The organism is Streptomyces sp. NPDC086549 (genome assembly GCF_044746205.1).
Lineage (GTDB): Bacteria > Actinomycetota > Actinomycetes > Streptomycetales > Streptomycetaceae > Streptomyces.
On sequence record NZ_JBIVBS010000013.1, the window covers coordinates 114,286 to 125,889 of the forward strand.

Below are 11,604 nucleotides of genomic sequence, written 5' to 3' on the forward strand. Positions count from 1 at the left end.
AGCGGGTTTACCGGTCAGTCCCGGCTACCCTGCTCACCCACAAGCGTGCCGATCTTCTCACCCTTGACGGCCCGCGCGATATTGCCCTCCGCCAGAAGCTCGAACACGAGGATCGGCAGCTTGTTGTCGCGGCACAGCGTGATGGCGGTGGCGTCGGCGACCTTGAGGTCGCGCGTGATGACCTCGCCGTAGCCGAGGGAGTCGAACTTGACGGCGTCCGGGTTGGTCTTGGGGTCGGAGTCGTAGACCCCGTCCACCCCGTTCTTGCCCATCAGCAGCGCCTCGGCGTCGATCTCCAGGGCGCGCTGGGCGGCGGTGGTGTCGGTGGAGAAGTACGGCATGCCCATACCGGCGCCGAAGATGACCACGCGGCCCTTCTCCAGGTGGCGCACGGCGCGCAGCGGGATGTACGGCTCGGCGACCTGGCCCATGGTGATGGCGGTCTGCACCCGGCTGTCGATGCCCTCCTTCTCCAGGAAGTCCTGGAGGGCGAGGCAGTTCATCACGGTGCCGAGCATTCCCATGTAGTCGGAGCGGGCGCGGTCCATGCCGCGCTGCTGGAGTTCGGCGCCGCGGAAGAAGTTGCCGCCGCCAATGACGACCGCGATCTCCGCCCCGTCGCGCACGACGGCCGCGATCTCGCGGGCGATCTTGTGCACCACGTCGGGGTCGACGCCCAGGCCCCCGCCTCCGGAGAAGGCCTCTCCGGACAGCTTCAGCAGAAACCGGCCGCGTACTTTGCCGTCGTCGCTCTTCTGGGCCTTGGTGGTCATCGAGATCCCGCCTCTTTCACGTATTGCACATACGAAGAAGGCCATTGCCGATGGGGTCGTTTTTCGCTCCCATGCGCGGCAATGGCCTCCTCGTCAGATCTGCTGTCGTCCGTCACGCGCGTGTGCGGGGCGGCATACGCGAACGGAACGGCCGACTGCTGTCGACCCTATCGGGGTCGCCCGTCGATCGCGGTACGGACTCAGATGCCGACCTTGATGCGCGTGAAGCGCTTCAGGGTGACACCGGCCTCGTCCAGGACCTTCTGGACCGACTTCTTGTTGTCGAGCGCGTACGGCTGGCCGAGCAGCGTGGCGTCCTTGAAGAAGCCGTTGAGACGACCCTCGACGATCTTGGCGATCGCGGCCTCGGGCTTGCCCTCGGCGCGGGTGGTCTCCTCGGCGATGCGGCGCTCGGACTCGACGACCTCGGCCGGGACGTCCTCCTGGGCGAGGTACTTCGGCGCGAAGGCGGCGATGTGCTGCGCGACGCCCTTGGCGACCTCGGCGTTCGGCTTGTCGAGTTCGACGAGGACACCGATCTGCGGGGGCAGGTCGGGCATCGTGCGGTGCATGTACGCGGCCACGAAACCGTCGGCGAACTGCGCGAAGCGGTCCAGGACGATCTTCTCGCCCAGGTTGGCGTTGGCCTCGTCCACGAACGCCTGGACGGTCTTGCCGGGCTCGATCTCGGAGGCGAGCAGGGCCTCCAGGTCGGCCGGAGCGGTCTTGGCGACGTGCTCGGCGATGGCGTTGGCCGCGGCCTGGAACTTCTCGCCCTTGGCGACGAAGTCCGTCTCGCACTTCAGCTCGACGAGAACGCCGGAGGAGTTGTCGTCGGCGATGATGGAGACCACGGCGCCGTTCTCGGCGGAGCGGCCCTCGCGCTTGGCGACGCCCTTCTGGCCCTTGATGCGCAGCGCCTCGACGGCCTTCTCGACGTTGCCCTCGGCCTCGTCCAGCGCCTTCTTGCAGTCCATCATGCCGGCGCCAGTGAGCTCACGAAGCTTCTTGACGTCGGCGGCGGTGTAGTTCGCCATGAGTCTGTGAATCTTTCTCGAAGTCTGGAGGATCGAAGATCAGGGGATCTGCAGTTCCCATATGGCCGGGACTGCCGACGCGCCGCTGATCCGCGGGTGAACGGCGGGGGCGGAGTGCCGCCCCCGCCGTCAACACTGACGCTGACGGAGTCAGGCCTGCTCGCCCTCGGCGGCCGGGGCCTCGGCGGCCGGGGCCTCGGCGGCGGGGGCCTCAGCAGCCTCGGCGGCGGGAGCCTCAGCAGCAGGGGCCTCAGCAGCCTCGGCGGCGGGGGCCTCGGCAGCGGGAGCCTCGGCGGCCGGAGCCTCGTCCTTCTTCTCACCCTCGAGCAGGTCACGCTCCCACGCGGCGAGCGGCTCGCCCGCACCCTTGTCGCCCTTGTCACCGGTGGCGACGCGCGAGCGGGAGATGAGGCCCTCGGCGACGGCGTCGGCGATCACGCGGGTGAGCAGGGTGACGGAGCGGATCGCGTCGTCGTTGCCCGGGATCTTGTAGTCGACCTCGTCGGGGTCGCAGTTGGTGTCAAGGATGGCGACGACCGGGATGTTGAGCTTCCGGGCCTCGCCGACCGCGATGTGCTCCTTCTTGGTGTCCACGATCCAGACGGCGCTGGGCACCTTCTGCATCTCGCGGATACCACCGAGGGTCTTCTCCAGCTTGGCCTTCTCGCGCGAGAGCACGAGAAGCTCCTTCTTGGTCAGACCGGACGCGGCGACGTCCTCGAAGTCGATCTGCTCGAGCTCCTTGAGGCGCTGCAGACGCTTGTAGACGGTGGAGAAGTTGGTGAGCATGCCGCCCAGCCAGCGCTGGTTGACGTAGGGCATGCCGACGCGGGTGGCCTGCTCGGCGATGGCCTCCTGCGCCTGCTTCTTCGTGCCGACGAACATGACCGTGCCGCCGTGGGCGACGGTCTCCTTGACGAACTCGTAGGCGCGGTCGATGTACGACAGCGACTGGAGCAGGTCGATGATGTAGATGCCGTTGCGCTCGGTGAAGATGAAGCGCTTCATCTTCGGGTTCCAGCGACGGGTCTGGTGACCGAAGTGGACGCCGCTCTCCAGCAGCTCCCGCATCGTGACGACGGCCATGGCCGTTCTCCTTGAGTTTCTCGGTTGTGCCGCGGGTACCGGCCGGCACCCGCGCCTGACGCCCGAGTGCGCCTTGCCGCGAAGGACCGAGAGGCGCTGACACCGGCGTGTGATCACCAGGTGTCGGGGCGTGCGAAGTCGACCCGGTGACCCGGATCGCCAACAGAAGTGTACGGGACCCGCGGGGCACCGGGTGACGCCGCTGTCCACAACCTGGGAGTCGTCCACAGATCCCGGCCATGATCGGCGGGGGTGCGGGACGGTTCTGACATGCGACGAACGATGCGAAGCGGGTGTGCGTGGGCGGGGCTGCTGCTGGGACTGGCAGCGGGCGTGCTGACTCCGTTCGCCTGGGCGGACGCCCCGCCGCCGCCTCCCGCGCCGCCGCCGGTACCCGCGATCGGCCGCGTCTGGCCGGTGGGCACCCGGCCCGCGGTGGTACGGGGCTGGGAGCCCCCGGCGACGGTCTACGGCCGTGGCCACCGGGGCGTGGACCTGGCCGCGACGCCCGGGGCACCGGTGCGCTCGGTGGCGGCGGGGCGGGTGTCCTTCGCGGGCCGGGTGGCCGGGAGAGGCGTGGTGTCCGTCGAGCTCGGCGGCACGGATCTGCGGACGACGTACGAGCCGGTGCGGGCGTCGGTGAAGAAGGGCGACGAGGTGACGGCGGGCGAGGTGGTGGGGACGGTCGAGCCGACGGGGTGGCACTGCGCGGCGGCCTGTGTGCACTGGGGTCTGCTCAGCGGCGAGACCTACCTGGACCCGCTGTCGCTGCTGCCACCGTGGCTGCTGAACACGGGTCCGTCGAGGCTCCTGCCGGTACTGGGGGTGCCGTTGCCGGCCTGAACGGGGTCAGCCCCGCACGCCCCGCAGCACCGTCGCCACAGCCGTGTCCGTGATGTCGGCGGGGTCTTCGGCCGCACCCAGCTCGATGCGGCGGACCGCCGCGTCCACGACGCCCTGGAGCAGCATCGCCGCCAGCCGCGGCTGCTCGTGCCCCATCTCCCCCAGCGCCTCGACGATCATGGTGACGAGCCCGCCGTGCGCGGCCCGGATCTTCTCCCGCGCCCCGGCGTCCAGCTCGCTGGCCGAGATCGCCACGACGGCCCGGTGCCGGCGGTCCCCCACCAGCGCCAGCTGCTGCCGCACATACGCCTCGATCTTGCCCTCGGGAGTGTCCGCCCGCTCCATCGCCGCCGAGACCTCCGCCGCCCACACGGGGAAGTCGACCTCGCACAGCTCCTCGACCACGGCGGCCCGGGACCGGAAGTACTCGTAGACGGACGATCGCGCAAGACCCGTCCTCTCGGCGAGGGCCGGGAAGGTCAGCGCCTCCGTCCCGCCCTCGGACAGCAGAGAACGGGCCGCGTCCAGCAGGGCGGCTCGCTGCATCGACCGGTGCTCGGCCACGGAGGCCGCTCGAATCCTTGGCACGTCAACCACTTTACGGACGCACCACCCCGGACGGGAGTCACTCCGCACCACACACGGCGTTTCCGCCGGTTCACCGGCCGAAGCTCGCCAGTTTCGCCCGCAGCTGCAGCACCGACTTGGTGTGGATCTGGCTCACCCGGCTCTCGGTGACCCCCAGCACGTTCCCGATCTCGGCGAGCGTGAGCCCCTCGTAGTAGTACAGCGTGACGACGGTCTTCTCCCGCTCCGGCAGCGTGTTGATCGCCCGCGCCAGGAACCGCCGCAGCTCCCGGTCCTCGGCCACCTCCACCGGGTTGTCGGCGGCGGTGTCCTCCAGCGTGTCCATGAAGCTCAGGCCGTCCCCGTCCTCGCCGCCGACGTGCAGCAGCTCCTCCAGGGCGACCACGTTGGCCAGCGACAACTGACTGAAGACGGCATGGAGTTCGTCGACCTCGATGCCGAGCTCGGCGGCCACCTCGTACTCCGACGGGGTACGTCTGAGCCGCGCCTCCAGCGTCGCGTACGCCCGCTCCACGTTCCGTGCCTTCTGCCGCACGGACCGGGGGATCCAGTCCAGCGCCCGGAGCTCGTCGATCATGGCTCCGCGGATCCGGGTGATCGCGTACGTCTCGAACTTGATCTCCCGCTCGATGTCGAACTTCTCGATCGCGTCGATCAGCCCGAACACCCCCGAGGACACGAAGTCGGCCTGCTCCACGTTCGGCGGCAGGCCGACGCTCACCCGCCCCGCCACGTACTTCACCAGCGGCGAGTAGTGCAGGATCAGCTGCTCCCGCAGCCGGTCGTCCCCCGTCGCCTTGTACGACCGCCACAGCTCGTCGAGCGTCGACGGAGCGGGCGGCCGCACGCTGCCACCGTCGCGGGCGGCTGGGGGGATCGCCGCCCGGTCGGACCCGGAGGTGTGCTGGGGCATTCGTCGCCTTGTGCCGTTCTGCAGTGAGCTGTCGGTCTGGTGTCGAGTTGGCGCGGTCTGCGTCGGGGTCGTCGTGAGCGTAGCGTGACTGAGGAGTCGCGGTGTGCGAACGGCGAGGCACCACCCCCGCACGGGCACCCTCCCCGGCGCACTCCACCGCGCTCCGCGCGTCGCTCTGCGTGACCGAGTGGAGGTGTCAACTCCGGGAAATCCCAAGGGCGTCGGGGGTTCCCCCGGACGGCCGAACACACTCGGTCAGCACAGACCATGACCGTCCCGGACCGAGATCATCGCCTGGCGTGTCAACTTCCAGCCATCGCCGTGTCGTTCGACGTAACCAAGTGATCGGAGTTCGTACAGCCTCGCGATCGCCTCGTCCGGCGTGGTCTGCGCACCGAGCGCGATCTCCCCGGGAGGTGCCGCCCGGCTTCCGGGCAGGGCGGCCAGGACCCGCCTGGCGGCCGGTTCCAGCAGGTCCCGGGGCAGCACCGGGCCGCGCCGGTCCGGGGCGAGCTCACCCATGTCGCCGACCATTTCGACGACTTCCGCGGCGTCGGTGACCAGCACCGCCTCCCCCCTCAGGAGTTCGTGCACGCCAGCGGAGAGCCCGCTGGTGGCGGGGCCGGGGACCCCCATGGTGAACCGTCCCAGGCGCTGCGCCGCCCGTGCCGTGACCAGCGAGCCGCTGCGGTAGGCGGCCTCCACGACCACGGTGCCCCGGGTGAGCGCCGCGATCACCCTGTTCCGCAGGACGAACCGGCTCGGTGTCGGATGATCACCGGGCGGCAACTCCCCGACCACCAGGCCCTGTTCCGCGATCCTGGCGATCAACTCGGTGTGCCCGCGGGGGTAGGGCCGGTCGACGCCGCAGGCCAGGACGGCCACGGTGGCCCCGCCCGCGCCGAGGGCACCCCGGTGGGCGGCACCGTCGACACCGTAGGCGCCGCCGGACACCACCACCCAGCCGCGCTCGGCGAGTCCCGCGGCGAGCGTGCCCGCCATGTGGGCGCCGTACTCCGTGCAGGCCCTGGCCCCCACGACGGCGACCGATCTGAGCGCCCATATCCGCAGGCTGGGCCTGCCCCGCAGCCACAGTCCGACGGGCCGGGCGTCGCCCAGGTCGTCCAGCTGGGCCGGCCACTCGCCGTCCCCGGGGCGCACGAACCGCACGCCGGCGTCCCGCGCGACCTCCAGGTCCCGCCTCGGCTCGGCCCGCCCGGCCCGCGCCACCAGCCCCGCCCACCGCGTCCCGCTCACCCCCGGCAGGACGTCCCCGCCCGCACGCAACCGCCGGACCACCTCCGGCGCCCCGTACTCCCGCAGCCATCGGCCGGCGGTCTCGTCGCCGGGTTCGACGACCCGGGTGAGGAAGACGCGGGAGAGCAGGTCGGCACCGGGATCGTCGCCTCCCGTCACCTCGGCGCCCCGATGGCCATGGGCACGCCCCGCGGAACTCCGGTGCGCAGTTGCAGCGCCAGGGTGACGTCCGTGACGTCGGGCCGGTCGTGGCCGGCCAGATCCGCCACCGTCCAGGCGACACGCAGGACGCGATCGAGCCCGCGGGCGGTCAGGACGCCTCGTTCGAGGCTGCGCTCCACCTCGTTCATCGCGCCGGCCGCCGCGTGCCAGCGGCTGCGCAGCTCCCGTCCCGGCACTTCGCTGTTGGTCCGCCAGGGGGTTCCTGCGAGGCGTGCGGCCGCCCGTTCCCTGGCCGCCCGGACCCGGTCGGCGACCGTCGCGGTGGACTCGCCCCGGGCGCCGGGCTCGGTGAGCTCGGCACGTGTGACGGGTTCGACCTCGACACGGAGGTCCACCCGGTCGAGCAGCGGGCCGGTCAGCCGTGCCTGGTACCGGCGGATCGCCGACGGCGGGCACTCGCACAGGGCGTTCCGCTGCGAGAACCGGCCGCAGGGGCACGGGTTGGCCGCGAGCACCATCAGGAACCTCGCCGGGAACCGGACCACGCCCGCGCTGCGCGCGATCACGACGTGCCCCGACTCCAGGGGCTGCCGCAGGGCGTCTAGGGTGTGGCCGTGGAACTCCGGCGCCTCGTCGAGGAAGAGCACTCCCCGGTGGGCCAGCGACACGGCACCGGGGCGTGCGACGCCCGGTCCGCCGCCGACGAGCGACTGCATGGTGGCCGAGTGGTGCGGGGCGCAGTAGGGCGCGACGTCGATGAGCGGCTTGCCCGGCGGCAGGAGTCCGGCCACCGAGTGCACCGCCGTGACCTCCAGGGACTCCTCGCGGATGAGCCTCGGCAGCACGCGGGGCAGCCGCTCCGCGAGCATGGTCTTGCCGGCGCCGGGCGGCCCTTCCAGGAACAGGTGATGGCCGCCCGCGGCGGCCACCTCCACCGCTGTGCGCGCCGCGACCTGGCCGACGACGTCGGCCAGGTCGTGCCCCTGGTCGTACTGCGCCGCGGCCGGGCTGTGCATGCCGGTGGCCGCTCCGGTACCGGGCACGCGCAGGCCGGCCAGGAGCGGATCGGGGCGGCCCTGCTCGTCCGGCTCCTCCTCGGGCGCCGGCTCGTCCGACAGGACGGCGATCAGCTGCCGCAGGCTGCGGACGCCGAGCACGGACACGCCGGGCACCAGCGAGGCCTCGCCAGCGGCGCACTCCGGCACCACCACCTGCTCGTATCCGGCGTCGGCAGCGGCCAGCACCGCCGGCAGAATGCCCCGGACCGGGCGCACCCGGCCGTCCAGTCCCAGCTCTCCGATCATCACGATGTCGGCGAGCACCCGGGGGTCGATCCGCTCGGCGGCACCGAGCACCGCGCAGGCGACGGCAAGGTCGAACCCGCTGCCGGCCTTCGGCACGGATGCCGGGCTCAGACCGACCGTGAGCTTCTTCTGCGGCCATTCGCCGCCCGAGTTCACGACGGCGGCCCGCACCCGGTCCCGGCTCTCCGTCAGGCTCTTGTCCGGCAGCCCCACCAGCGTGAACGCCGCCACTCCGGGCTCCAGGTCCGCCTGGACCTCGACCACCACGCCCTCGACGCCCACCAGCGCCACCGAGCACGTACGGGCGAATCCCATCAGGCCACCCCCCGCGCGTGCTCGACCACGGGGGCGCCGCGGTCGGGCAGGAGGACGCCGACGAGGTCGATACGGACGCCGCCGGGCGGGGCGCCCCCATGCGTCTGGATCCAGCGTTCTGCCAGGTCGCGCAGACGCGCCGCCTTCTCCGGGGTCACCGCGGCCATCGGATGCTCGTACGCCCCGCCGCGGCGCGTCTTCACCTCACAGACGACCAGTGCGTCGCCGTCGCGGGCGACGATGTCGATCTCGCCGGACCGGCCGCAGCGCCAGTTGCGCTCCAGGACCGTCATTCCGGTCTCCGCGAGCCGTCGCGCGGCCAGGTCCTCGCCGTATTTGCCGAGCGCACCTCGTGCAGTGCGTGTGTTCATGTCGGCACCACCTCCGGTGCCAACGGTCACGCACCCGCCTCCAAGAAGTGAATCTTGGTGGACGGCCCGGCGACTGTGGAAAACTCCGTCACCCGCCTGGAAGCTCCAGGTCGGTCTTGTTCAGCTCCTCAATGTTCACGTCCTTGAACGTCAGGACGCGCACCTGTTTCACGAAGCGGGCGGGTCGGTACATGTCCCAGACCCAGGCGTCGGCCATCGACACCTCGAAGAACACCTCGCCCTGGACCGAGTGCACCTGCATCTCGTAGTCGTTGGTGAGGTAGAAGCGCCGCTCGGTCTCGATCACGTATTTGAACAGACCGACGACATCGCGGTACTCCCGGTAGAGCTTGAGCTCCATCTCGGTCTCGTACTTCTCGAGGTCCTCGGCGCTCATGGCATGTTCCCCTTCAGCCGTGCGATCCCACCATTGTGCGCCAGTCCCGCGGGCCCCTAGACGATTTCCGCGTCAAGGGTCACGGGGCTGGCCGGGGGACCTTCGTCGAGCAGCCTCCGCAGCAGCTCGGCGAGTCTGGTCGGATACACCGTCTCATGCGCCCGGGTCAGTTCCCGACACGTCCACCAACGAGCTCCGGCGACACTGCGCCGCTCCAGCTCGGTCAGCCCCTCGGCCTCGGGCACCACGTTGGGCGTATCGGCCGTACGGGCCAGGTAATACCACTCGTCCTGGTCCCAGCGGCGGCCCGCGAACGGGAACGAGCACGTGCGCCGCCACAGCACCGGGCCGAGTTCGACCTCGGTGATGCCGGTCTCCTCGGCGAGTTCCCGCAGGGCCGCCTGCTCATGGGTCTCGTCGCCCTCCAGGCCGCCGCCGGGCGTGAACCACCAGTTGTCGGCCGGATCGTCCGGCTCGTGACCGTGCAGGAGCAGGATGCGGTTCTCGGGGTCGAGCAGGACCACCCTGGCGACCTTGCGCGGACCGTCCGGGTATTCGGCCTCGTACGAGTCCCCGGGCGCCGTGCCGCCCGCGTCCGTGGCCTCAGCCGGCACTGGCGGGCTCCGTGCGCGTGCGGGCACGGGAGCGGCCCGTCCGCTTGGCGATCGGACCGTACGCGCCACCGCCGAGGACGAGGACCGAGCCGCCGACGATCAGATAGAAGATGATGCGCAGCGGGCCGGGCTGGGACAGGACGCCGAGGGTCTCGAAGCCGGTGGGGCGCTTCAGCATGCCCTTCATCGGCCATACGACGGCGTCGACGCGGGAGCTGACCGCGTTCCGCGAGACCGTGCCGCTGGCCGCGTCCGTGAGGTGGGCGGTGGAGTCCAGGGAGCCCTGGCGTTCGTCGCCCAGGAGGAAGAGCCGGCCCTTGGGTACCTTCACGGTAGGGAAGTTCTTGATCTCGGCCAGGCTGCCCTTGGGCAGATACGGCTCCTCGATCTCCTTGCCGTTGACGGTCAGCTTGCCGTCGGTGCAGCAGGCGACCGTGTCACCGCCGACCGCGACCACGCGCTTGACCACGTTCGCGTTGGTGACCCAGGACTTGTCGCGGAAGACGACGACGTCACCGCGGCGCACCTCGTTGCCGTCGACACGCTGGGCCAGGACGCGGTCGCCGGTGTCGATCGTAGGCGTCATCGAGCTGGTGGGCACGGTGTACGGCCGGTAGACCACCGCCGCCCACGCGAATCCTCCGAGGAACAGCACCAGGCCCAGCGCCACGGCCAGTCCGGACAAGCGCTGTCCGAGCCGGCTTCCGACCTGCGCCGTGCCAGTGCCGCCGCTGCGCGGGGCCGTACGTATCGTGCTCTCGCCACCCATGGACCCGCACCCTACCCGGCGGTACCGGACCGGGGGAGTCCCTCTTTCGCGAGCCGGGTCACAAGCTTCCCGAGGTTCGCGCCACGGTTCGCGCCACGAAAGAACCGCGGTGGTCTTCCCGGGCTGTTCGATCTCGGGAAGACCACCGCGGTCACGGTACGCGTCGCAGGGGAAGCTCAGGCCGTGCCGCAGCTCCAGGAGCCCCAGTTGCCCCACTCCCCGCTACGGTACTCACCCACGCCCGCCTGGAGGCAGACTCCCGTGCCTTCGGCATAGCTCCTGTTGCTGGTCACCGGGGAGCCGTCGTGCCCGTTGGGGTTCCAGATGGCGAAGTCGTAGCCGCCGCCCGACTGGTACGGCGCGACATCCACCTTCACGACCGCGTCCATGCCGTCCGTGCACTCGTCGTACACGGTGAACACCTCACCGTAGGACGCGAAGTGCCCGGCGGAGGAGTGCGCGCACCCGGTCTTGATGGTCTGCCCGTACACGGTCACGTCCGTCCCCGCCAGGGCCGGCGAGTTGGCGAGCCCGACCAAGGCAACCGCACCGACCAGTGCCCCCGCGAACCGAAACTTCTTCACAGTGCCCCCAAGCTTCAACTGAATATCACCATTCGAACGCAATGGGGCCCCAGGAGCGGCGAGACCTCACGTCCGCCCCCGGGACCCCATCGTTCAGCTACAGGCCGCCGTCATCCGCCCTGGACGCGGCCACCTGCGTCGATCGTCGGCGCCCGACTTCCCCTCGGGGAAGATCAGGCCGTGCCGCAGCTCCAGGAGCCCCAGGTGCCCCACTCTCCGCTGGAGTACTCGCCCGAGCCCGCCTGGAGGCAGACTCCCGTGCCTTCGGCGTAGCTCCTGTTGCTGGTCACCGGGGAGCCGTCGTGCCCGTTGGGGTTCCAGATGGCGAAGTCGTAGCCGCCGCCCGACTGGTAGGGCGCGACATCCACCTTCACGACCGCGGACCAGCCATCGGCGCACTCGTCGTACACGGTGAACACCTCACCGTAGGACGCGAAGTGCCCGGCCGAAGCGTGCGAGCACCCCGACTTGAGGCTCGGCCCGTACACGGTCACGTCCGTCCCCGCCAGGGCCGGCGAGTTGGCGAGCCCCACCAAGGCGACCGCACCGACCAGTGCCCCCGCGAACCGGAACTTCCTCATAGTGCCCCCA

General features: G+C 70.8%; 14 protein-coding genes. 1 reads left to right on the forward strand and 13 read right to left on the reverse strand.

The genetic code is table 11. The annotated features are described in order from the left end of the window. Positions 1-14 precede the first annotated feature (14 nt). The 3 genes from pyrH to rpsB all read right to left on the reverse strand — a co-directional run bounded on the left by pyrH (position 15) and on the right by rpsB (position 2,896). Entirely contained in the window at positions 15-773 is a 759-nt protein-coding gene (gene pyrH, locus ACIPSA_RS33860) for a UMP kinase (protein ID WP_402641571.1), read from the reverse strand. 200 nt (positions 774-973) lie between these two features. Then, the gene (tsf, locus tag ACIPSA_RS33865) at positions 974-1,810 is read right to left on the reverse strand and encodes a translation elongation factor Ts (protein WP_402641573.1); all 837 of its coding nucleotides are present in this window, start codon (positions 1,808-1,810) and stop codon (positions 974-976) included. A gap of 150 nt (positions 1,811-1,960) precedes the next feature. Next, the gene (rpsB, locus tag ACIPSA_RS33870; protein ID WP_402641576.1) at positions 1,961-2,896 is read right to left on the reverse strand and encodes a 30S ribosomal protein S2; all 936 of its coding nucleotides are present in this window, start codon (positions 2,894-2,896) and stop codon (positions 1,961-1,963) included. Positions 2,897-3,166: 270 nt separating this feature from the next. Between rpsB and ACIPSA_RS33875 the strand changes: the two genes are divergently transcribed. After that, positions 3,167-3,739 (forward strand): murein hydrolase activator EnvC family protein, encoded by a 573-nt coding sequence (locus ACIPSA_RS33875; protein ID WP_402641578.1) that lies wholly within the window; start codon positions 3,167-3,169, stop codon positions 3,737-3,739. Between the two features lie 6 nt (positions 3,740-3,745). On the opposite strand, the gene ACIPSA_RS33880 is transcribed toward ACIPSA_RS33875, so the two are convergent. The 10 genes from ACIPSA_RS33880 to ACIPSA_RS33925 all read right to left on the reverse strand — a co-directional run bounded on the left by ACIPSA_RS33880 (position 3,746) and on the right by ACIPSA_RS33925 (position 11,594). Further along, on the reverse strand, positions 3,746-4,303 hold the full coding sequence (locus ACIPSA_RS33880; RefSeq protein ID WP_402642053.1) for a TetR/AcrR family transcriptional regulator: 558 nt from the start codon (positions 4,301-4,303) through the stop codon (positions 3,746-3,748). Between the two features lie 94 nt (positions 4,304-4,397). Next, entirely contained in the window at positions 4,398-5,240 is an 843-nt protein-coding gene (whiG, locus tag ACIPSA_RS33885) for an RNA polymerase sigma factor WhiG (protein ID WP_402641581.1), read from the reverse strand. Positions 5,241-5,495: 255 nt separating this feature from the next. Continuing rightward, a complete protein-coding gene (gene dprA / locus ACIPSA_RS33890; RefSeq protein WP_402641582.1) occupies positions 5,496-6,656 on the reverse strand; it encodes a DNA-processing protein DprA in 1,161 nt (386 codons plus the stop codon). Further along, complete coding sequence (locus ACIPSA_RS33895; RefSeq protein ID WP_402641584.1) at positions 6,653-8,278, reverse strand: YifB family Mg chelatase-like AAA ATPase; 1,626 nt, start codon at positions 8,276-8,278, stop codon at positions 6,653-6,655. The genes dprA and ACIPSA_RS33895 overlap by 4 nt, the downstream gene beginning before the upstream one ends. Next, positions 8,278-8,679: a YraN family protein gene (locus ACIPSA_RS33900; protein ID WP_402641587.1), complete on the reverse strand. Its 402-nt coding sequence runs from the start codon at positions 8,677-8,679 to the stop codon at positions 8,278-8,280. Before ACIPSA_RS33900 ends, ACIPSA_RS33895 begins: the two co-directional genes overlap by 1 nt. Before the next feature lie 58 nt (positions 8,680-8,737). Further along, on the reverse strand, positions 8,738-9,046 hold the full coding sequence (locus ACIPSA_RS33905) for a DUF2469 domain-containing protein (RefSeq protein WP_008745401.1): 309 nt from the start codon (positions 9,044-9,046) through the stop codon (positions 8,738-8,740). A gap of 56 nt (positions 9,047-9,102) precedes the next feature. Beyond that, complete coding sequence (locus tag ACIPSA_RS33910; RefSeq protein ID WP_402641590.1) at positions 9,103-9,660, reverse strand: NUDIX hydrolase; 558 nt, start codon at positions 9,658-9,660, stop codon at positions 9,103-9,105. Then, the gene (lepB, locus tag ACIPSA_RS33915) at positions 9,650-10,429 is read right to left on the reverse strand and encodes a signal peptidase I (protein ID WP_402641593.1); all 780 of its coding nucleotides are present in this window, start codon (positions 10,427-10,429) and stop codon (positions 9,650-9,652) included. Before lepB ends, ACIPSA_RS33910 begins: the two co-directional genes overlap by 11 nt. Positions 10,430-10,605: 176 nt before the next feature. After that, on the reverse strand, positions 10,606-11,013 hold the full coding sequence (locus ACIPSA_RS33920) for a hypothetical protein (protein WP_402641595.1): 408 nt from the start codon (positions 11,011-11,013) through the stop codon (positions 10,606-10,608). A 173-nt stretch (positions 11,014-11,186) separates the two neighbouring features. Next, positions 11,187-11,594 carry a hypothetical protein gene (locus ACIPSA_RS33925; RefSeq protein ID WP_402641597.1) on the reverse strand — a complete coding sequence of 136 codons (408 nt, stop codon included), beginning with the start codon at positions 11,592-11,594 and terminating at the stop codon, positions 11,187-11,189. Positions 11,595-11,604 lie beyond the last annotated feature (10 nt).